This window comes from Bacteroidales bacterium (genome assembly GCA_035353855.1).
Taxonomy (GTDB): domain Bacteria; phylum Bacteroidota; class Bacteroidia; order Bacteroidales; family CG2-30-32-10; genus DAOQAK01.
In genome coordinates this window covers 50,382-72,269 of the sequence record DAOQAK010000006.1, presented here as the reverse complement: position 1 = coordinate 72,269, position 21,888 = coordinate 50,382, and the positions used below count along the sequence as shown (strand labels likewise).

At 34.6% G+C, this 21,888-nt stretch carries 14 protein-coding genes and 1 other RNA gene; 4 read left to right on the top strand and 11 right to left on the bottom strand.

Going from position 1 to position 21,888, the window contains the following annotated elements; genetic code table 11:
* Nucleotides 1-288: 288 nt before the first annotated feature.
* Nucleotides 289-1,578 (bottom strand): pitrilysin family protein, encoded by a 1,290-nt coding sequence (locus PKK00_02600; GenBank protein ID HNW97284.1) that lies wholly within the window; start codon nt 1,576-1,578, stop codon nt 289-291.
* Nucleotides 1,579-1,587: 9 nt separating this feature from the next.
* Nucleotides 1,588-2,823 (bottom strand): pitrilysin family protein, encoded by a 1,236-nt coding sequence (locus PKK00_02595; protein HNW97283.1) that lies wholly within the window; start codon nt 2,821-2,823, stop codon nt 1,588-1,590.
* A 79-nt stretch (nt 2,824-2,902) separates the two neighbouring features.
* Here PKK00_02595 and PKK00_02590 point away from each other — a divergent pair, with 79 nt between their 5' ends.
* From PKK00_02590 to PKK00_02580, 3 genes are all read left to right on the top strand, one after another.
* Nucleotides 2,903-4,684 carry a chloride channel protein gene (locus PKK00_02590; protein ID HNW97282.1) on the top strand — a complete coding sequence of 594 codons (1,782 nt, stop codon included), beginning with the start codon at nt 2,903-2,905 and terminating at the stop codon, nt 4,682-4,684.
* Nucleotides 4,685-5,083: 399 nt separating this feature from the next.
* Nucleotides 5,084-8,020 carry a T9SS type A sorting domain-containing protein gene (locus PKK00_02585; GenBank protein HNW97281.1) on the top strand — a complete coding sequence of 979 codons (2,937 nt, stop codon included), beginning with the start codon at nt 5,084-5,086 and terminating at the stop codon, nt 8,018-8,020.
* A gap of 42 nt (nt 8,021-8,062) precedes the next feature.
* Nucleotides 8,063-9,178 carry a collagen-like protein gene (locus PKK00_02580; GenBank protein ID HNW97280.1) on the top strand — a complete coding sequence of 372 codons (1,116 nt, stop codon included), beginning with the start codon at nt 8,063-8,065 and terminating at the stop codon, nt 9,176-9,178.
* 63 nt (nt 9,179-9,241) lie between these two features.
* Here the strand turns inward: PKK00_02580 and gyrB are convergent, their stop codons facing one another.
* The 3 genes from gyrB to PKK00_02565 form a co-directional block, all read right to left on the bottom strand.
* A complete protein-coding gene (gene gyrB, locus PKK00_02575; protein HNW97279.1) occupies nt 9,242-11,206 on the bottom strand; it encodes a DNA topoisomerase (ATP-hydrolyzing) subunit B in 1,965 nt (654 codons plus the stop codon).
* Between the two features lie 170 nt (nt 11,207-11,376).
* Nucleotides 11,377-13,080 carry a hypothetical protein gene (locus PKK00_02570; GenBank protein HNW97278.1) on the bottom strand — a complete coding sequence of 568 codons (1,704 nt, stop codon included), beginning with the start codon at nt 13,078-13,080 and terminating at the stop codon, nt 11,377-11,379.
* Complete coding sequence (locus PKK00_02565; protein HNW97277.1) at nt 13,073-16,216, bottom strand: tetratricopeptide repeat protein; 3,144 nt, start codon at nt 16,214-16,216, stop codon at nt 13,073-13,075. The genes PKK00_02570 and PKK00_02565 overlap by 8 nt, the downstream gene beginning before the upstream one ends.
* A 146-nt stretch (nt 16,217-16,362) precedes the next feature.
* Between PKK00_02565 and PKK00_02560 the strand changes: the two genes are divergently transcribed.
* A complete protein-coding gene (locus PKK00_02560) occupies nt 16,363-16,554 on the top strand; it encodes a cold-shock protein (protein ID HNW97276.1) in 192 nt (63 codons plus the stop codon).
* Between the two features lie 50 nt (nt 16,555-16,604).
* On the opposite strand, the gene rnpB is transcribed toward PKK00_02560, so the two are convergent.
* From rnpB to PKK00_02530, 6 genes are all read right to left on the bottom strand, one after another.
* Nucleotides 16,605-16,991: RNase P RNA component class A (gene rnpB, locus PKK00_02555), an RNA gene on the bottom strand.
* Nucleotides 16,992-17,060: 69 nt separating this feature from the next.
* The gene (locus tag PKK00_02550; GenBank protein HNW97275.1) at nt 17,061-18,143 is read right to left on the bottom strand and encodes a DUF2027 domain-containing protein; all 1,083 of its coding nucleotides are present in this window, start codon (nt 18,141-18,143) and stop codon (nt 17,061-17,063) included.
* Between the two features lie 30 nt (nt 18,144-18,173).
* Nucleotides 18,174-18,581: a tetratricopeptide repeat protein gene (locus PKK00_02545; GenBank protein ID HNW97274.1), complete on the bottom strand. Its 408-nt coding sequence runs from the start codon at nt 18,579-18,581 to the stop codon at nt 18,174-18,176.
* Between the two features lie 61 nt (nt 18,582-18,642).
* Entirely contained in the window at nt 18,643-19,557 is a 915-nt protein-coding gene (locus PKK00_02540) for a DUF2279 domain-containing protein (GenBank protein ID HNW97273.1), read from the bottom strand.
* A gap of 1 nt (nt 19,558) precedes the next feature.
* Nucleotides 19,559-20,899 carry a phosphomannomutase/phosphoglucomutase gene (locus tag PKK00_02535; GenBank protein ID HNW97272.1) on the bottom strand — a complete coding sequence of 447 codons (1,341 nt, stop codon included), beginning with the start codon at nt 20,897-20,899 and terminating at the stop codon, nt 19,559-19,561.
* Between the two features lie 105 nt (nt 20,900-21,004).
* Complete coding sequence (locus tag PKK00_02530) at nt 21,005-21,823, bottom strand: alpha/beta hydrolase (protein ID HNW97271.1); 819 nt, start codon at nt 21,821-21,823, stop codon at nt 21,005-21,007.
* Nucleotides 21,824-21,888: the final 65 nt, after the last annotated feature.

Genomic DNA, 21,888 nt, shown 5'->3' with positions numbered 1-21,888 from the left:
CCAAACTGTGTTTGTGTGTCGGTAATATAAATGCAAAATTATTAAAAATATTGTCATAAAATGATATTGTCTTACTAACAAAATAAAAAGGCTGTCTTGAAATTACTCAATCATGTCAATTTTTTTGCAGGCAGCGAAAGGTAGGTATGACATTTGTAATTTCGAGACAGCCCCGAGGATAGATTAAATCAAAGAACCATATTGATTAACACATTAATTTCAACATGGCTAACCAAAACCTACTATATAGACAGTGAAAAGGTGTAAAAGGTTGCTTCGTTTTGAAAATTATTTTCCACAAATGGTTTCAAAAAACGAATTATTCTGTAAATGTCTGGATGCCAGTTTAATAATTTCTTCTGATGTAATGCTCTTTATGGTATTAATATAGTTGGTAAAGTATTCATTAAAGTCCAAACCATAATCTAAAGTGGAAATAAACCGTTCAGCAATAGCAAAAGGACCATCAATTTTTCGTAAAAATGTTCCGGCCATATAATTTTTAACCAGTTCGAGTTCTTTTTGAGGAACGGGTTCTTTACGTAACCTTTCTATTTCTTTATAAATTTCATCAACTGCTTTCTCCCGGCAATTGGCGCTTACATCAGAAGCAATAAAAATATACCCGCTATGCCTCATGGATATTATTGCTGATCCAATACCATAGGTATATCCTTTGTCTTCCCTTATGTTTGTCATAAGCCTGGAGCCGAAATAGCCACCCAATATGGTGGATAGAATATTCATACCTATAAAATCGGGATGATTGCGAGAAAAAAGGATTTTTCCTAAACGTAAACCCGATTGCAATGCATTTTGCTGTAGTATGATTTGTTTTTTTTCTTTTGCAGGTTCAACAGGGAACAACTTTGTAATCTTTTTTTTACCCGATGTGTTTTTTGATTTACCAAAGTGTGTATTTAAAAGTTCTATAATATTTTTTTGAATTTTTCCTGAAATGACTATTCGTATATTTTCAGGAACATAATATTTTTTATAGAACTGCATCAAATCATCAGTAGTAATTTTTCTGTAATCTTCAGGTTTCGGGCTTATACCGTATGGATGAGAACTTCCGTAAAGTTGTTCGGCAAATTTTATTCTTGCAACGTAACTTACTTTTTGCATGGAAACCATTTGATCTTGTTTGGTATTGGTCAATAATACAGAAAGTTCTTTTTTGGGGAATACCGGTTCTTTAATGATTTCGGCAAATACAGGTAAAAGTTTTTCAACATTTTTATTTAAAGTATAAAGAGTGATATAGGTATAATCGCGTTCCGATTCGGTTTCAACATAGGCTCCATAGAAATCAAAAATTTCAGCCAATTCTGCTGCGGTATGATTTTTTGTTCCTTCGGTGAGCATTTTAATTGTTGAAAAAGCCTGAAGTTTTTTATCCTGGTACCATGAACCGGCTTCGACTACAAATTCAATTTTAATTACTTCCTCGGTACCTGCATCAAAAGCATATACTTTTATCCCATTATCGAGTTCAGAAATAATAGGCTTGGGAAGGGATACCTGTTCAACTGATTTTATTTTTGGCTGTATGGTTCGGTTAATTGTCGTCTTCATTTTATCCATTTATTTTTTTGCGTAGTAATATAATGTTGAACAATTGGTTTTCCTGAATATTTTTTTTGCTTCCCCCATGATTTGTTCTTTTGTTACCGCCCTGTAATTTTTTATTTCGGAATTAATTATTCCCGCATCGCCCATCAATTCGGCAAACGCCAGGTTGGTCGCTTTATTCAGCACGTTCATTTCGGAAAACATCAATGAGGATTCAATTTTATTTTTTACTTTTTCCAGTTCTTTATCTTCAATATATTGCTGTATTTTATCGAGTTCTTCCTGTATAGCTTTTTCAGCATCTTCCATTTTAATTCCTTTTATCAGATCACCCGTAACTATAAATAATCCTTTATCTATATCGCCGGTAAGGTACGCATTGATTTCACAGAACATTCTTTTTTTCATCAGTAGTTCGCGAAATAATCGTGAAGAGCGACCATTGGAAAGTATATCCGAGAGCAGGTCGGTTGCATAAAATTCTTTATCGCTTTTGGCGCAACAATGATATGCTTTATATATGGTATCGTAAGGAACATTACGTGTTACAGTAAGCCGGCGTGCTTTCCTTTGTTCCGGTTCAACAGGAAGTTTCCGGTTGTTTTTAGGACCTTTAGGTATAGGACCAAACCATTTTTCTGAAAGTTGTTTTATTTCTTTTGTGTTTACATCGCCGGCAATGACCATTATTGCGTTATTCGGACAATAAAATTTTTTGAAAAAATCTTTTACATTCTTCATGGTCGCATTTTGGATATGCGAAATATCTTTGCCGATGGTATTCCATTGATACGGGTGAACCTTATATGCCAGCGGTTTTAACAATAACCACACATCACCATAAGGTTGATTAAGAAAACTTTGTTTAAATTCTTCGGAAACAACGTTACGCTGAACATCAAGGCTTTTCTTTGAGAAGGCAAGACTTAGCATCCTGTCCGATTCAAGCCAGAAAGCCGTTTCAATATTTTGTTTAGGAAAAGTAAGATAATAATTAGTGATGTCGTTATTGGTGAATGCATTATTTTCTCCGCCAACTTTTTGTAAAGGCTCATCGTATTTGGGAATATTCACAGAGCCGCCAAACATAAGATGTTCAAACAAGTGTGCAAAACCGGTACGTTCAGGATGTTCGTCGCGTGCGCCAACATCGTAAAGTATGTTCATGGCAACAATTGGAGTGGAAGTATCGCGGTGAACTATGACCCTAAGACCATTAGTGAGAGTGAATTTTTCAAAATTTATCATATAATTTTTAATCTACTTTTTTTTCAAAAGTACTTAAAAATTTTTCACTTGTAAGGATATTCATATATTTGCTTTTATTATGTCATACTTTTCCACAATACGATTTCTGGAGGGAAGAAAAAAATTATTTCAGGGAAAAAATCTTGTTTTCATCCTCAGTATAGTTATAGGCATAATTGCAGGATTTGCTGCGGTGTTGCTTAAAACTTCGGTTCATTATATTGAACATTTTCTTAGAAATACATCAGAAATTGAAGAACAGGACTGGCTTTATCTTGGAATCCCGCTTGTCGGAATTTTGATTACGGTTTTATATATCAAATTTTTTGTGAAAGATGATATTGGCCATGGTGTGTCGAAAGTTTTGTATGCAATTTCAAAACGCTACAGCAAAATAAAAAAACACAACATGTATTCTTCCATTGTAGCTTGTACATTTACCGGCGGTTTTGGAGGTTCTGTAGGAATGGAAGCGCCCATCCTTTATACCGGCGCTGCAATAGGTTCGAATATCGGACAGATTTTTAACCTGCCATACAAAACTCTTACATTGCTTATTGGATGCGGTGTTGCAGGTGCCATGTCGGCAATTTTTAAAGCTCCAATTGCCGGTATGATATTCGCGCTGGAAGTCCTGATGCTTGATCTTACTGCATTTTCAATTATTCCATTACTTACAACTACTGTTACCGGAGCAATTGTAAGTATGTTATTGCTTGGTGAAAAAATAGAATTTTATTTTACTATACGCGATCCGGTTAATTATAAAAATATTCCTTTTTATATTTTGTTAGGAATATTCACTGGTTTCATTTCGTTATATTTTGTCAGGATGAATTCTTTTATTGAAAAAATTTTCAATGAATTTCATAACCCTTTAAAAAAAGCTATTTTTGGTGGAATTGCAGTCAGTATATTGATTTTTTTATTTCCTCCTCTTTATGGTGAAGGCTATACTGCAATGAAATCGATACTTAGCGGTAATACTCAGGAATTATTTAATAACAGTTTATTTTATTCATACAGTAACGACTTTATTTATTTTTTACTTTTCCTTTTGGCATTAATATTTTTTAAAGTTATTGCTATGTCAGCAACTACCGGAAGCGGAGGTATTGGAGGTGTATTTGCACCAAGTTTATTTGTAGGAGGAGTAACCGGTTTTGCTTTTTCAAAGTTTCTAAACACACTATCTATTTCGTGGATTAATCTTTCAGAAAGTAATTTCACACTTGTAGGAATGGCAGGACTTATAGCCGGAGTGGTATATGCTCCGCTAACTGCGATATTCCTTATAGCAGAGATCACGGGTGGGTATCAATTATTTATCCCGTTAATTATTACTTCTTCAATCTCGTTCATTACGATGAGGTTTTTTGAAAAATATTCTATCTATACTAAAAAACTTGCACAGCAGGGAAACCTTATCACGCATGATAAAGACAAAGCAGTATTAAGCTTTTTAAAAATAGAAGATGTGCTGGAAACAAATTTTTTAGTAGTGAAAGAAAATGCAACCTTAGGTGAATTGGTTAAAATCATTGCTCATTCAAAACGTAATATTTTCCCGGTTATCAATAACGAAGATAAATTTTCCGGTTATGTGTTGCTTGATGATGTTAGGGAAATAATGTTCGATAATGAAAAGTATAACGAGGTTTTTGTAAAAGATATAATGATGCAACCTCCAGACATTGTTGCGATGGATGATAATATGGAACAGGTTATGCAAAAATTCAAAGACCAAAGTATATGGAACCTTCCTGTAATTGATAATGGAAAATATATCGGTTTTATTTCCCGTTCCAATCTGTTTAATATTTATAGAAAAAAATTACTGGAATTTTTTGCTGATAATTAGAAAGTTTCTGAATTCCTCTTGTGTTAATAGTTTGTTAAGTTTTTACAAAATGCGGATAATTAAAGATTTCTCGCTATTGTTAGAGATGACAAAATAATACTGCATTTTGTCATTTTGAAGAATGGGAAACTCAAAACTTAACGAATCATTGTTATATCAAGGATTATTATTAATTATTTATCTAAAAACGAAAATATTATACAGAAAACATATTAATCAAGGAGATAGGAAGTTGTTTATTTCGATAAGATTATACAATATTGTTATTAAAATATTAACATTAATGCTAATATGCTTTTTTTTAATGATATATTTTATTATATTTGCATATTTTTGAAAAAAGTCCTTTTTAAAAACGTAACAGATATTAATTTTTTTCATATTAAACATCAGATAATAATGAAAAAATTTCTACATTCTTCTGGAAAATGGGTACTTACTGTACTGTCATTTTTATTCGTTATATTAACTACAATCAATCAAGGTCAGGCGCAGAACCCCGTAGCCAGCGATGATTGTTCAACTGCTCCCATGATTTGTAACCTTGATGGTTACACAGGCAATACCAGCTCATCATATACTCCTGATTGTTCAACCTGTGCTTCCTCTGGTGGTGATTATAGTAATATGTGTCAATCCTGCAGCGAATTTGATGGAATAATAAATAATAATTCATGGATTACTTTTACTGCTGAAGCTACAATTGCTACTTTAAAATTTGATGTTACCAATTGTGTCAATCATCAAGGAATTCAATTTGGAATTTATTCAGGAAGTAATTGCGATAACTTTCATTTGTTAACAGATATTGCTTTCACGTCTCCCACTCAGGGTTTAGGTGAAGGTGCGTTTACGATTACTGCAAATCCATTAACTGTAGGAAATGTTTATTATATTATGGTTGATGGTTATGCTGGCGATGTTTGTGATTATGAAATTTCGGTTATTGATGGTATCGCTACAGGAACTGTAACAGGAACAGCAAGCGTATGTGCCGGACTAAGTGGAGTTACTTATCATATCAGTACCAATGCTACAGGTTATGTTTGGACAGTTCCTGCAGGAGCTACAATTACTGCAGGGCAGGGAACAAATACGATTACTGTAAACTGGGGTACTGCTTCATCTGGAGATGTAATTTGTCAAACTTCTGCTGGTGCTTGTCCGGGAATACTCCGGAATTTCCCGGTTACTGTAAACCCTATACCTGTTGCTGAAGCAGGCGTTGCCCCTAGTCAGATAACATGTACATCAACATCTATGGTATTAACGGGTAGTGGTGGAGGAACATATTCATGGAGTGCCTCTAATGGTGGCCATATTGTATCTGGCGCAAATACTGCAACTCCAACTATTGATGCAGCGGGAACATATACTTTAACTGTTACAACGAACGGATGCAGTGCATCGGATAATGTTGTTGTAACTCAGAGTATAGTTTTACCAACAGCAGAAGCAGGTGCATCGCCAGGAACAATTACATGTGCAAATACATCAATGGTATTATCTGGTAGTGGTGGCGGAACATATTCATGGAGTGCATCAAATGGAGGTCATATAGTATCTGGTGCAAATACTTCAACTCCAACCATTGATGCTGGTGGAACATATACGCTTACTGTTACTCAAGGAACTTGTACAGCAACAGATAATGTTGTTGTTTCACAAAATACAACACCTCCTGCTGCAGATGCTGGAACAGCTCCGGGAACACTAACTTGTACGGTTACAAGTTTGCAATTAACAGGAAGTGGCGGAGGAACATATTCATGGACTGCCTCAAATGGAGGCAATATTGTTTCAGGTGCAAATACAGCAACTCCAACAATTGATGCAGCTGGCACATATAATGTTGTTGTAACAGGAGGGAATGGTTGTACTGCATCTGATTTTGTTGTAATAACTTTAGATAATACTCCACCTCCTGCAGAAGCAGGAATGGCGCCTGGTATAATAACCTGTTCAACAACAACTCTTGTTTTATCAGGAAGTGGTGGTGGAACATATTCGTGGAGCGCCTCGAATGGTGGACATATTGTTTCAGGTGCTGCTACTGCAAATCCTACAATTGATGCAGGTGGAACTTATACGTTGACCGTTACAAACGGAACTTGTACTGCGACTGATGATATTGTTATTTCGCAAAATACCACTCCTCCTACAGCAAATGCTGGTATTGATACAAATATATGCCCGGGAACATCAACAATATTAAATGCAAGTGGAGGTGTTATATATCTATGGTCTCCATCAGCAACATTGGATGATCCTAATCTTCAAAGTCCAACGGCTACACCAGCTTTAGTAACAACTTACTCAGTAATTGTAACAGGTACAAATGGATGTACTGCTACAGATACTGTAATGATTGGTTTTTATCAAACAGTTACTCCTGTTATTAATCCTTCCGGGCTTACCGGATTTTGTGATTCGTCAAGTGTAGATGTTTCTCTTGATGCAGGTGCCGGTTACACAACATATAATTGGTCTAATGGAGAAACAACTCAAGTAATTGATGTAACTTTTCCGGGTACATATGTTGTTACAGTTGTTGATAATCATAGTTGCAGCATATTATCATCAGGAGCTGTTGTATACGTTGAAGCACCAATGATTCCACCAGTGATCATTGCCGAAGGTCCGTCAACATTCTGTGAAGGCGATTCCGTTTATTTACATACAACCGTTCCTTACTATACATATTTGTGGTCGAGTGGTTCAACAACATCTTATATTGATGTTTATGAAACAAATAATTATATTGTTACCGTAACTGATTCATTAGGATGTAAAGCCGTTTCAGCTCCATATCATGTTCAGGTAAATCCAAATCCTGTTGCATTTGCAAGCTATTCAAACAATATGTTAGATGTATCGTTCTTTGATTTTTCAATAAACGCTACTGATTGGAACTGGGATTTTGGTGATGGACAATCATCATTATTAAGCGACCCAACTCATTTGTATGATTCTGCAGATGTATACATGGTTATATTTACTGCAACCAATGCCTGCGGAAGCGATAATGATACTTTATATATAGATTTACCAGGTCCGGCAGGTTTTAACGATTATAATGAAATAATTTCGGAATTTTTACTATTCCCTGTTCCAGCTGAAAATAATTTATTTATTTCTTTTATGATGAATAAATCAATAAATTTGGAACTTTCAATTATTGATGTAATCGGAAGGGAAATAATTTCTGAAAGAATAGAAAAAAGTACAGGAAAGTATATAAAGAGTTACGATTTATCAGAGATATCAGGAGGATTATATTTTATTTATTTGAAGTCGGATGATATTATTAGTGTTCAAAAATTTATTAAAAAGTAACAAACCCAAAAGAATAATAAAATCAGAAAAAAAATTATAAATATGAATAGAATTTTCAAACCATTTCTTCAGATTGTATTCTGTTGTTTTTCATTTTTTACTTTCACTTTACAGGCACAGGAAAATGTCGGTATAGGAACAACAACACCTGATCCTTCTTCTATTCTTGATTTATCAGCTATTGATAAAGGATTTTTGGTGCCGCGATTAACCACTATTCAAAGAATGGCTATCGATCATCCAACTCAGGGATTATTGGTTTATGATATTGATACACTATGCTTTTTCTATTTTAAAGTTGATGATCAGCTTACACATCCTGATGATTCTGTTTGGGTAAATTTATGCGGAGCAGGTGTTGGTGGTGGAACTGTTGGTGGAACTGGTCCAGCAGGCCCTACAGGTCCGACAGGCCCAACTGGAGCAATAGGAATTAATGGTGTGACAGGTCCAACTGGTCCTTCTGGTGCTGATGGAATAACCGGCCCAACTGGCCCGGTAGGTGCAACTGGTGCAGATGGTACCGCTAGTGCAACCGGCGCAACTGGCCCTACAGGTCCTACAGGTAACCCAGGCACAGCCGGCGCAACTGGTTCACCCGGCACAACTGGTCCTACAGGCCCAACAGGTAACCCGGGTACAGCTGGAGCAACCGGTTCAACTGGATCTACAGGTCCTACAGGTTCTGCAACTGTTGATTTTTATGAAGTTTCATCTTCAATCACTACAATTAACAATACGAGTTTTAAAGATATAAGCGGATTGTCTGTAGTTGTAAATATTACTACAGTTCCTGCAAAAGTTTTTATATCAACATATGGCTCGCTTGAAATAAGAACTCCTACAGGTGGAGGAGGTGTTTATATTCCTGCCCTGGCTTCAGTTGAAGTTGGTATTATGATGAATGGTGCAACAGTAGCTTTACAGGATGTTGATATTTCTGACTCGCAGGATGGTGCTCCTCCAGGTGTAACAAATTATAAATTTCTACATTTCTGGAGTTTTCATAAATATGTACTAATAAATACTCCGGGATCATATACAGTTAAAGTTAGAGCTAGAAAATCTAAAGATAATACGGAAGACTTTAATGCAGGTGGTAATCAATCTGCAAGTCAAAACAATCAAGGAAATTTAATAATACAGGTTTTCTATTAATAATTGTTTCAGGAAGACTCAGTATAAAAAAAAGGGAATTTAATAATTCCCTTTTTTTATTTCTTAAGCATCAATCTTTGCGTATTTTGCATTCTTTTCAATGAATTCACGACGTGGTGGAACTTCATCACCCATAAGCATAGAGAAAATCCTGTCAGCTTCTGCACCATTTTCAATAGTAACCTGACGAAGTGTACGGAATTCAGGATTCATTGTGGTCATCCAAAGTTGCTCGGCGTTCATTTCACCAAGACCTTTGTAACGTTGAATATGAACATTGGATTCTTTTCCTTCTTTTGAAAGTTCCTGTACTATTGCCAGTCTTTCTTCTTCTGTCCAGCAATAACGTTCTTCTTTACTTTTTTTGATTAAATATAATGGTGGAGTTGCAATATAAACATAACCGTTTTCGATAAGCTCTTTCATATACCTGAAAAAGAAAGTAAGGATAAGCGTAGCAATATGGCTTCCGTCAACATCAGCATCGGTCATGATGATGATTTTATGATAACGGAGTTTTTCGAGGTTAAGCGCTTTAGAGTCATCTTCGGTACCAATAGTAATACCGAGAGCAGTATACATGTTTTTAATTTCTTCGCTGTCGAATACCCTGTGTTGCATAGCTTTTTCCACATTCAGGATTTTTCCTCGTAGAGGAAGAATAGCCTGGAATCTTCTGTCGCGACCTTGTTTTGCTGTTCCGCCTGCAGAGTCTCCCTCTACAAGGTAAATCTCGCAAAGTGAGGCATCTGTTTCGGAGCAATCGGCTAATTTACCCGGTAGACCTGAACCTGTTAACACACCTTTTCTTTGAACAAGCTCACGTGCTTTGCGTGCAGCATGCCTGGCTGTTGCAGCAAGAATAACTTTATTTACTATTGTATGTGCTTCCCTGGGATGTTCTTCCAAATAATAGGTAAGCATTTCACTTACCAGTTGGTCTACAACTCCCATTATTTCATTATTTCCAAGTTTTGTTTTGGTTTGTCCTTCAAACTGTGGTTCCTGAACTTTTACAGAAATAACAGCTGTAAGACCTTCACGGAAATCATCACCATTAATATCGAATTTCAGTTTTGCCAGCATTCCTGATTTATCAGCATACGATTTTAATGTCCTGGTTAAAGCTCTTCGGAATCCGGCAAGGTGTGTTCCTCCTTCATGTGTATTTATATTATTACAGTAGGAGTGTGTGTTTTCCGAGAAGGAAGAGTTGTATTGCATTGCTACTTCAACAGGCACACCATTTCTTTCTCCTTCCATATAGATAGGCTCTTCCATAAGCTTTTCCCTTGTGGAATCGAGATAGTTTACAAATTCTTTTAATCCTTCTTTAGAGAAAAATGTATCATTAACATAGTTGCCGTTTTCATCTTTTTCTCTTTTGTCAGTAATGGTAAGGGTTATTCCTTTATTAAGGAAAGCTAATTCACGCAAACGTGATATCAATATTTCATATGAATAAACGGTAGTAATAAAAATAGAGCCATCCGGTTTGAATGTAGTTTCGGTACCTGTTTTATCCGATTTACCAATAGCTTTTACATCATATAAAGGTTTCCCGATTTCATATTCCTGGATATAAAGATTGCCGTCTCGATGTACTTTTACAGTAAGGTGAGAAGAAAGTGCATTAACACATGAAACCCCAACACCATGTAAACCGCCGGAAACTTTGTATGAATCTTTATTGAATTTTCCTCCTGCATGAAGCACTGTCATTACAACTTCAAGTGCCGATTTTTTTTCTTTTTCATGCATGTCGGTTGGAATACCGCGACCATTATCAATAACAGTAATGGAATTATCTTCATTAATAAATACATCTATTTTATTACAGTAACCGGCAAGTGCTTCATCAATAGAATTATCAACTACTTCATAAACCAAATGATGTAATCCGCGTGCACCCACATCGCCTATATACATGGCTGGTCTTTTCCTAACGGCTTCCAGTCCTTCAAGAACCTGAATACTATCTGCGGTATAAGTTTCTTTTTCCAACAAAATCTTTTCGTTTTCGCTCATTATTTTAACTATTTTTTAATGGAAGACAAATATAAGAAAAATGAACGAGATAGGTATAATAAATATGCAGTAAAATCAATGATTTTATTAACTTTTTGGTGATAAAAAAATGACAGTTTGTCTGATGTAAAATTATAGAAAACTTATACCCTGATTCTCAATCTTAAAAATCAAAATGAATAAGTGATTCCGGCCAAAGCTGTAAAACTATAAGTAGGATAATTATACCATTTCTGATAATTTATCACCCCTATGTTATTGAAGTTTATAAAACCCGATAAAATTTTAGAATATCGGTATTCTAATCCAAGGTTAAAATCAACTGTGCCTTTAAGTTGTTTTATTAGTATTTCCGGTACCTGGCCTGTTGTATTATAACATTTGGCATCAACACCGTTTAATGCAAAAACTTCCGTTTTTAAAATAATTTTATTTCTCAAGTTATAATTGACCGAAAGCTGAACATTCATGCCGGGTTTATGCCATGCGCGTTTTTCAACATTCATCTTATACTCATAATAATTTGAGGTAAGCATTATTTTTAACTTTTCTGATTTTTGGTATGTGATTTCAGTATGCAAATTCGTTATGCCTGCATTATCATAAATAACATTGAATTTATTGAATAAATTGAGAGATGAATCATTAACAAATAAAGGAAGGTTATCAATTTTTGATTTTGCAATATTTGCATTAAATGATAGATACGAACTTATACTTCCCCTGAATCCGGCATAGAACCTTGACTTTGTATTTGAATATTGAAGATTAAGTGTTTTAGTATTGATGAATGGATTTTCGGAAAATAGGTTAACTAAATTATTTTTCTCCAAACCTCCATCAATTCCTGCATATAGAATAAATATATTATCAACGAGATTGAAATTAATATTTGTAACAGGATAAAAGAAAATATCTGAACTATCACATGCAGCAATAGAAGTATTAAATCCCAAATTAAATCTTATAATATCATATGAGGCGGAGAATTGAGGTATGAAGCTGATTACAGCACTGCCGGCGGTATCAATTTTATTCTTATCATTATAAAAATCAACTTTGGTTTTAAGACTTAAGTTTTGATTCTTTATTGATTTTCCAAGGAATTTGACATTCTTATTCAGTAAAGCATTAAAGACAATATTGTCTTCAACGGCATCATATAAATCAGATGCATTATGATATTTTAAATCGAAATAATGATTCAGCTTTGTAGAATCAACATAAGTGCTGAAAAATTTTAATTGTCCGCCAATATCCATTAATCTTTGCTTGATACTATCTTTATTATTCACATCGTAAATATATGGAAACTTCGATGGCTCGAAGCCATAATAATGAACCACATCCCTTTTGTAATCTACGTTTGCTGTAAGCGTATGATATTTGTAAAACTTTTTAGCATATATACCTGCATCGTTATTGCTGAATCCGGGGAACGCGTATTTTTTTATTTTTCCTGATGAAGAAAAGTGATTAAAATAAAAACCTATTGATTGGCTTGTTGAACGCAGGTTGCTATAATAGAATTCGGCAAGCGGTGTAGTTTTATTCCCAAAGCCCAGTTTTGCATATGACTTATAAAACTTGGTTAAAGGCTCTCCTATCATTTTTGCTGGTTTGATAGGTTCCACGGGGAATTTTGTTCCGTAAAGCACAGGATTGACCTGGTATGTGGTACTGTATTTTTCAACATCAGTAGAGTCAGGGATTTTTGGATTTTCCTGGATTTTGAAAGCATCGGAAATAACGGGTTTATATGTTTCAATAATTATCACATCCTCGTTTTGTGCTTTTAAATAATTTGGAAAAGCAAAACAAATAAGGCAAAGAACAAAAGCCTTATATATGCTGTGGCTGTAGCTTTTATTCATTGTTATTTTCCTCCTTTTGTTGATTATTATTTTCTTCAGGTATTTTTTCACTGCCATTAGGATTATTCTTGAACTTGATATCAATATCTTCTTCAACTTTTTGTTGTTCCTGCTTAATTTCTGTTTGCATTATAGTATTTAGTTTCTCATGAGCAATTTGAACCAGTTCAGGGTTTTCGGAATTATCGATGATACTGTTGAGTGTAGCTTTTGCCTGTAATACATTTCCATTGTTGGTATAAATATCGGCAAGAAGTATAAAGCTTTTTGTTACCCAGTAATCATATGAAGGCACCTGGTTGATTACTTCAAAAACTGTTTTCTCGGCATTATCATATTCCTTAAGCTTGTATTGAATAAGCGCAAGGTTGTACTTGGCTTCAGCCCCGAATTCGGAAGTGGGGTTTTGCTTGTAAGCAAATTCAAACTGGGTTTGTGCAAGTGAAGTGCTGTCGATGAGCATTGCTGCACGACCAATAGTGATGTATGCTTCGGTCAATTCTTCGGAAGTGATTTTTTCGGTTGTAATTAATTTCTTTGCTGCTTTAATTGCCTTATCGGTTTTACCTGCTTTCCAGTAACAGCGCATGATCATTGTACGTGCTTCGATGATGTTCGATTTGTATTCTGCATTCGATTCGAGTTTGGAATAAAATGTAGCAGCACTGTCGTAGCGTTTCAGGTAATAACAAATTTCGGCGGCATTCTGAATGGCATATTCCGAGAATTTGTTTTGCGGCTGTGATGCTACAAAATCATAGCCTTTCAGAGCTTCATCATAATTTTTATTTTTATATTCACATTCTGATTTATAGTAATTGGCATTAACAACAAAATATCCGTTCGGAAATTTTTGTAGGTAATTATTAAAACTGGTGATTGATTTATCGCAATCCTGGTTCTTTAAATAATTATTCTCACAAGCTTTATAAGTAACCGAATCCTGTTCCATGTCAATGTTTGAGCCGTATTTAAAAGGAAGGCTTTTTACATAAACATAAAAGCTGTCGCATTTTTCATGACCACAATAAATATCGCGAATGTTTTCCAGTGCATCTTTCGAAGCATCGGTTGCAGGATATGCACTCACAACTTTTTTGAATGCCTGTAAAGCTAATTCAGTTTTTTCTTCATTATTATAAATAAGCCCGATTTTTAAATAAGCATTTTTTACATAATTGCTGGAAGGATAATTTTTCACAATATCATTATAATATTCTAATGCTTTGTCGTTATCATTTTTTATCAGGTATGCTGTTGCCAGTTCAAATGTAGCATCATCGGCGTAAGTGGTTTTTGGAAAACGTTCGAGCATTGTTGTAAGCGTACTGATTTTTTTGTCGTATTTGCCTTGAGCATGCAGGCAAAGCGCTTTCTGGAACATAGCATAATCAATATCAAAATTATTTGTTGTAATGGCTTTGTCGTAATTTTCAACAGCCTCGGAATAATCTTTTGAAATGAAGTAACAGTCGCCAATACGCAGGTAGGCATCGTTCAGCATTTTTTTATTGGTAATATCTTTATTCCCGGTATATTTCCGGAATGCTTTATTGGCAGATTTATATTCTTTCTGTTTGAAATAGCAATAACCAATATTGTAATAAGCATCGTTGTACGTTGGTAGACTAAAGGCTCCGGGCAACAACAGGAAATCTTCATAAACCTGTTTGGCAGAATCGAATTCTGAATTTCTGTAAAGTCCTTCGGCTTTCCAGTAAAAGCATTCCGCTTTAATGGTTTTATTTATAGGATATTTATTTGACTTGTCGAACATTTCAATAGCGCCGGAAATATTTTTATTATTAAAGAGTTCAACACCCCTGTAGTACGCAATTTTCTGGTAAGCCATATTCATCTGGGTGTCGCGGTTTTTCATGCTATCAAGCGAAGAAAGGGCTGCTTTATAATTTTTTGTTGAAAGATAAAGGCTGATCAGGTATCTTCTTGCTTCTTCAACTTTGGGTGAAGAAGGATAATTTTTCATATAATTCTGGAAAGAAGTGATGGCTTCATTATATGGGTTCAATGCCAGGTCATATGATAACTTGGCGTAATTATACAAAGCGTCTTCCTTTATATCTGGGTAGAACGATAATTTGTAAGCTGACAGGAATGCGTTTTTAGCAAATTTTTTATTGTTGTTCTTCAGGTAACAATCGCCAAGTATATAAAACGTATTTTGAGCAAGAGAATCGCTTTCGGTGGTAACTTTTTCAAAATATTCAATGGCTTTTGAAATGTCAGAACCTGCTTTATAATAGGCATAACCCAACTCGTAATTGTCTTTACGTGTTATCGTATTTTTTGTAATGGAAGCATATTTTTCAAGGTAAGAAATAGAATTTTTATAATCACCGGTTTTAAAATATGATTCTCCCAATACTCTTGTTATTTCATCAACACGCTTGGCATTGGCCGAATCGAGCAGGGTAGGGGCGTATTTAATTACATCTTCATATTTTTCCTGGAGGTAGTAGATCTGTACAATATAATAGGGGACAATAGAACCGAAATCTTTATCGTTTTCAATATTCTTAAAACATTTTAAAGCCGTTTCATAATTTTTTTCATTGTAAGCTATATGTGCATAGTAGTAATTTGAAGCAGCGAAATATTTTGTATCAATATCTTTTATTTCATAAAATTGTTTTTTTGCTTTATCATACTCGTCCTGCATAAAATAGGAATACCCGAGTTTGCAATAATATTCAGGGAGTTCATCATTGGCTAAATCGTAAACATCAACATTTTCGAATGATTTTGAAGCTTTGCGGTATTTTTTCTGTCGGTATTCAAGTTTACCTAACTGGAATCCTGCCATTTTAGCTTTTGAATTTTCAGGATAATTCCCAATGAATTTTTTTAAACGGTATTCCGCATCATTGTTGTAAAGCTCAACGGCACAGATTGCCGCATAGTATTCAGCAGTAATGCGCATATCCGATTGTGGATCGCTGATGGCATCAATAATTTTCGAGAATGATTCCAGTGCAGGATTATATTTTTCTTTGCTGAATAAATCAAGTCCTTTTTGATATTCTGCCACCGGATCCATATATACTAAAGTTTTTTGACCATATATGGCTGTAGTGGTTAGTATCAGTGCGAAAACAGCAATGATAATTTTTTTCATGATTATGAATTTAATTAAAACGGGCTAAATTAATAATTAATAATGGGTTAAGGTTTTATATAAGGAATTAGTTATTCACAGTTGATTATTCATAAAATTTGTGTAAATTTGCAAAATACTAATTATTAATTATTACAATTTATTTTATGAAAACAGGTTTAGTAAAATTTTTCAACGAAGCCAAAGGTTATGGCTTTATTAAAGTTGACGAAACAGGTGAAGAGATTTTTGTTCACCTTTCAGCAGTAACTGAAAAAATTAAACAAGATGACAAAGTTTCTTTTGACATTACCGAAGGTCGAAAAGGCCCAAACGCTATAAATGTTAAAAAGATTTAATTGAAGAAGATGTTTAAAAGAAAACCCGCCAGTAATGACGGGTTTTTTTTATTTCTGGCAGGACTGTAAGCCGGATTCTGTGGTCCATCTTTCAATGGAATTCTATCATTTATCTATCCACGACATCACTGTCGTGATCAATCAGCCTACCCCCCGGGAGCGGGCGAGCAGCCCTTTATCTACCAATTGGTAAAATTCCCGGTATATTTGGCCTTTCAACCCATAAGGTTTACCCCCGCGGCTTGTTGCCAAACCGTGTCGTGAGCTCTTACCTCGCGTTTTCACCCTTGCCTGTCAATAATGACGGGTGGTAATTTTCTGTGGCACTTTCTGTTTCCCGATATAATCAGGAACCTTCCCGTTAGGAAGTATGGTGCTCTGTGTTGTCCGGACTTTCCTCCCCGACTAAAAGTCGGAGCGATAGAACGTGCTGCCAGTAATAGAAAGAACAGTTTCTTTGAAATGCAAAGGTACGAATTTGCTAGTAAATATTCAAATTGGTGATATTACAGTGAAATATTTATTGCCCCTTTACCATATTTTAACATTGATGCATCCTGGTATGAAAGGTCGGGATAATTATTTTTCAGCTTGGTAATAATTTCCTTCTTTAAGCTTCCATTACCTACGCCATGAATAAAAATGATATTTTTAAATTTATTGGCAATAGCACTATCCAGCATTTTTATAAAATATTCAATTTGAAAATTTAAAAAATCATTGTTTTTAAATTTTGACAAATCATCAACAAGTTCTTCAATGTGAAGGTCAACTTCGGCAACGCCATGTTCAATTATGTGTTCTTTGGGGAATGGTGAAGGTTTCGCCATATCCTTTATATGTCCAATAATTTTAATACCGGGCGATTTTAAAACTTTTTCGTTTTTCCATTGCTCTTCTTTCCATTCTTCGGGTTGTTGTACTTCTTTTTCTGACAAAGGAATTAAAAAACATTTTTCACCTATTGCCGGTACGTAATTATAATTTTCTTCTTTATAGAAACGAAGCGGTTTTACGCGTATATCAATTACTTCAGGATTTTTAAAAATTTCATTTTCTTTTTTGAAATAAATAAAATGAAATTTAATATGCTCCCATTTTTCAAATTGCGACTTATCAATATTCGATAACATTAGCGCTGATGCTTCATCAACACGATCGAAATCGGTACAGATGTATTTATCATTTTCTTTAAGGTAATAAGTGAAGAGTGCATCCTGTTTGGTGTTGTTTAAAATGTAAACAGCATAATTGCCTTGCAGCATCTGTTCATCATTTTCGGGAATAAATGCAATATAAAATCCTTTTTTTAATTTTAAATCTTCTGTTAATGAAGTATCAAAACCAAATCGTTCAGGGAATCTTTCTTCAGGTTCAGGTTGTGTATCGTTCTTACGATTTGAATATTTATTATCGTTTTGTTCTTCGTCATCGAAAGCATTCACCTTTACCAGATCGCTTGAAATTACAGGTATTTCAAAGCCATCTTCAATTTCAACAATAACCATTTTATTTTGTAAAATCTTTTTTACAATACCATCGCGTTTTTCGTTCAGGAAACTGACTCTGTCGCCGGGTTTTAAATTCATAAGGAAAATTATTAAACTATGTAAAGTTTTTTAGTCGCAATTATTCAGCATATCCCCGGTATTAGGCTTCCCAAGTTCAAAAGCTTTATGCCAGTCGTTGCAGGCTCCATCGGTATCATTGAGGTAATATTTACAACTGGCCCTGTTAAAAAATGCATCGGCATAATCGGGTTTTATTTCAATGGCTTTAGTGTAATCAGCAATAGCTTCTTTGGTTTGCCTTAAATTAAATTCTGCATTAGCGCGGTAATAATATGCTTTATAATTTTCTTTGTCGTACCCGATAATTTTTGTGAGTTCTTCAATAGCTCCTTTATTATCGGATTTTCTTATTTTTTCACTTGCTTCATTAAGCATGTTGTCAATTTTTTCCGGGCCTGGCTTACAAGCTGAGAAAAATATAAATGACGATAATATTATAAATACTGATATTTTCATTTTTGAAAAATTATTTTGCAAAGATATAAAATTGCACAAAGCTGCTTTCAGAAAACAGGTTTTATAAATATAAAATATGGAACTTCAGATTGTTTTCTTTTGAAAATTCAAATGTTGGAGCCGGAAATTTTAAGAAGTTCAATGTGTAAAAAACTGCTTTTAAAAATTTTGATTTTGTTGGAATGTGTGTAAAATCAATATCCGGAGAAATATAAAACTGCCTGTATCTTTTAAATACCGGCATTGTAGCGCCATTATATGTATCAGGATTTCCGTTTGCACCAATCATTCCATTTGCACCGTAACCAACAGCAACGTTGAGCCACTTCGGAAATTTAGAATCTTTTTTTAGAAAAGAAGAAATATTCCCGGAAAGCCAGTAAGTTTGCCCGTTGTAATCTTTCAACATATGCTCCTGGAAATTGCTGCCGAGTAAATCAGGTCTGTAATCAGCGAATTCAGTAGGATGATACGACCATTTGAATACAATTCGTTGCTGATTCCATGCCAATTGCTGACTCATAAAAACCGCCGAGCCAAATGTGTTTGCCGAAAAGTCGCCCAACGAAAAGCCCCATTCGCTCGAAAGTCCGTCGAGAATTTCAATTGTAAGCATATAAACAGAACCTAATCCGCCACCGTACCATATCGCTTTTTTGTTTTCAACACCACACCATTTTAACGAGTAATAACCAACAGCGCCAATAGAGCAGGATGTAGTGGCATGACCGATTTTGTCCATTTGCAACCATTCTTTATTATCGTTAAAAAAATGAAATGAAGAACGCGGATAATCCTTGTACCATAAGTTATTTAGCAAGTATAATGTTCCTGCAACTGTAACTGCTTCGGTTGCGATTACTGCATGTAAGCGTTTTTTATTAAGCGTATCAGGCGGAAACGAAATACTTTTTGCCAGTGTAGCAAAAGATATTTGCAATAAAATAAGTGATATGGTTATGTTTTTTAATTTCAAATCAAATACCTTTTATTATTTCTTTTACTTTTTCGATTTTTTCGTTGAGCAAATTTTGATTATTTGCTTCGGCTATGAAACGCAGGTATGGATCGGTGTTCGAAGGGCGCACATTAAACCACCAGTCTTTAAATTCAATACGGTATCCATCGAAATCATAGAAGGCAACAGGTTTTTCGAGCGAAGTGAAATAATTTTTTATTTGCTCCATTGCTTCTGATTTTTTTTCAATCTCGAAATTTATTTCTCCCGAATTTGCATATTTAGCAATATTGCCTATAAGTTGTGAAAATGAAATCCCTTTTTTCTTCATCTTGCTTAAAACGCCAAGAATAATAAGCGATGCCATTATTCCTGAATCGGAATAATAAAAATCTTTGAAGTAATAATGACCTGCCAGTTCACCGCCAAATATCCCGTTTATTTCGCGAAGTTTCATGGCTGCATAAGCACGGCCTACACGCCACATGTGCATTTTGCTTCCGAAATTTTCAATATATTCTGCTACCGCTTTTGATGTGCGTATATCCTGCAGTATATTTCCTTTTAATCCTTTTTCTTCGAGGAAATAGTGAGCAAGAACAGCAATCATTAAATCTGGTGAAACAAATTTTCCGTTCTCATCAACAAACATTACGCGGTCGGCATCCCCATCGAATATTACGCCGACATCACATTTTCCCTTTAATACCAAACGTTTCAGGTCTTCCACGTTTTCTTCTTCCAACGGGTTGGCTTCGTGATTGGGAAAAGTCCCATCAAGTTCATCATATAAATATTGAATGTCTTTATTCAGGAATTCTTTGATAAGCAGGCAAGCCATGCCGTTTGAACAATCGACAGCTATTTTTAAATTGGAATAATCGCTTAGATATTGTTTCAAAAAAGAAATATATTCATTGCGAATATCCATTTCGATTATCTTTCCTTTTTTTGAAACAGCCTCTGGCTTTGCTGATTTAACAAGCTTTTCCAACTCTCCAAGTCCTGTATCAAAGCCCACAGGCAACGCATTGGTTCTTGAAATTTTCAGCCCGTTATGTTCTTTTGGATTATGAGAAGCTGTGATCATTACCGATGCATCAAAATGATATTTCGCTGTAAGGTAATATACCATAGGTGTTGTAGAAAGACCAATGTAGTGAACATCTGCTCCGCTATCGATTATTCCTTTTGAAAGATATTCAAAAATTTCCGGTGATGATGTGCGAACGTCACGTCCTACAAGGATTTTAGATGCGTTTAGTAATTCGGGTAAATAAAAACCTATTTTGTAAACGTCTTCTTTATTGAAATCTTTGTTATATACCCCGCGGATATCATAAGCTTTAAATGCACCCATTTTATTAATATTTATAAAGTATTAAGTTTGAAATTTAAAATTGTAAGGTGCAAAAATAAAAAAAGGAAGCCAGATTTGACTTCCTTTTTATAAATAGAATATTTTTTATTTCAGGAAATTACTTATCTCGTCGAAATATTTTGATTTGTTCGAGGAGAAAGTAGTAGACATAGTTGCACCTTTTACAATGTATGTAGAACTTATGCTGCTACGAATCTTGCTGAGTTCTTTTGCAATTTTCTGATTAAAGATATTTTCATTTTCTCCGGCAATAAAAAATATCCCTGCTAATGTGCCGCCTTTTGATTCGAGTGCATACGTAGGTTCTAAATAATTTTTATTATATGCCAATGGAAATAATGCATCAGCGCCATTTATTTCTTTGATGACTTTTTTCATGTTCTCGAAATTATTATAAGGGGAATCAGCAATGATTTTAGTAATTTCAGCATGGTTGGCTCCAACTGATAATGATAGTCCTGCGCCTATTCCTATTCCATATAAATTAATAGAACGCAATTTAGCCTGGTATTTTTTTATGTAATCAATGGCTGCTTCTATATCTTTCTGGAACTGGGCATAAATAAAAAAATTATTGTTTATGGTAAAGTCGCTGCTTTTACCGTATCCACGGTAGTCGTACATCAATACATTATACCCGAGAGTAATGAAATTACTGGCAAGTTCAAAGTTATCTGCCATGTTGCCATTACCGTCATCGCTCATTATCATTACTTTTGTTGAGGCTTCGGTAGTTTTAAAAAACCATCCGAATAATGTAACATTATCTTCTGTAGTGATTGAAACTTCTTCATAAGTCATTCCGTAATCAGATGGAGAAACAGAATAAGTCCTCGAAGGATTCAGCGCCTGTGCCGAAAAATAAGTTGCAAAAATGCAAATAATAGCTGCAATTCTTTTCATATTATTTTAGAGTTTAATTTTTGTTATCGGTAAAAATATAAAATTTTATATATGAATAAAAATAA

Coding starts and splice junctions, on each gene's coding strand:
- PKK00_02600 (HNW97284.1), bottom strand. CDS start 1,578: ATGAAGACGACAATTAACCGAACCATACAGCCAAAAATAAAATCAGTT.
- PKK00_02595 (HNW97283.1), bottom strand. CDS start 2,823: ATGATAAATTTTGAAAAATTCACTCTCACTAATGGTCTTAGGGTCATA.
- PKK00_02590 (HNW97282.1), top strand. CDS start 2,903: ATGTCATACTTTTCCACAATACGATTTCTGGAGGGAAGAAAAAAATTA.
- PKK00_02585 (HNW97281.1), top strand. CDS start 5,084: ATGAAAAAATTTCTACATTCTTCTGGAAAATGGGTACTTACTGTACTG.
- PKK00_02580 (HNW97280.1), top strand. CDS start 8,063: ATGAATAGAATTTTCAAACCATTTCTTCAGATTGTATTCTGTTGTTTT.
- gyrB (HNW97279.1), bottom strand. CDS start 11,206: ATGAGCGAAAACGAAAAGATTTTGTTGGAAAAAGAAACTTATACCGCA.
- PKK00_02570 (HNW97278.1), bottom strand. CDS start 13,080: ATGAATAAAAGCTACAGCCACAGCATATATAAGGCTTTTGTTCTTTGC.
- PKK00_02565 (HNW97277.1), bottom strand. CDS start 16,216: ATGAAAAAAATTATCATTGCTGTTTTCGCACTGATACTAACCACTACA.
- PKK00_02560 (HNW97276.1), top strand. CDS start 16,363: ATGAAAACAGGTTTAGTAAAATTTTTCAACGAAGCCAAAGGTTATGGC.
- PKK00_02550 (HNW97275.1), bottom strand. CDS start 18,143: ATGAATTTAAAACCCGGCGACAGAGTCAGTTTCCTGAACGAAAAACGC.
- PKK00_02545 (HNW97274.1), bottom strand. CDS start 18,581: ATGAAAATATCAGTATTTATAATATTATCGTCATTTATATTTTTCTCA.
- PKK00_02535 (HNW97272.1), bottom strand. CDS start 20,899: ATGGGTGCATTTAAAGCTTATGATATCCGCGGGGTATATAACAAAGAT.
- PKK00_02530 (HNW97271.1), bottom strand. CDS start 21,823: ATGAAAAGAATTGCAGCTATTATTTGCATTTTTGCAACTTATTTTTCG.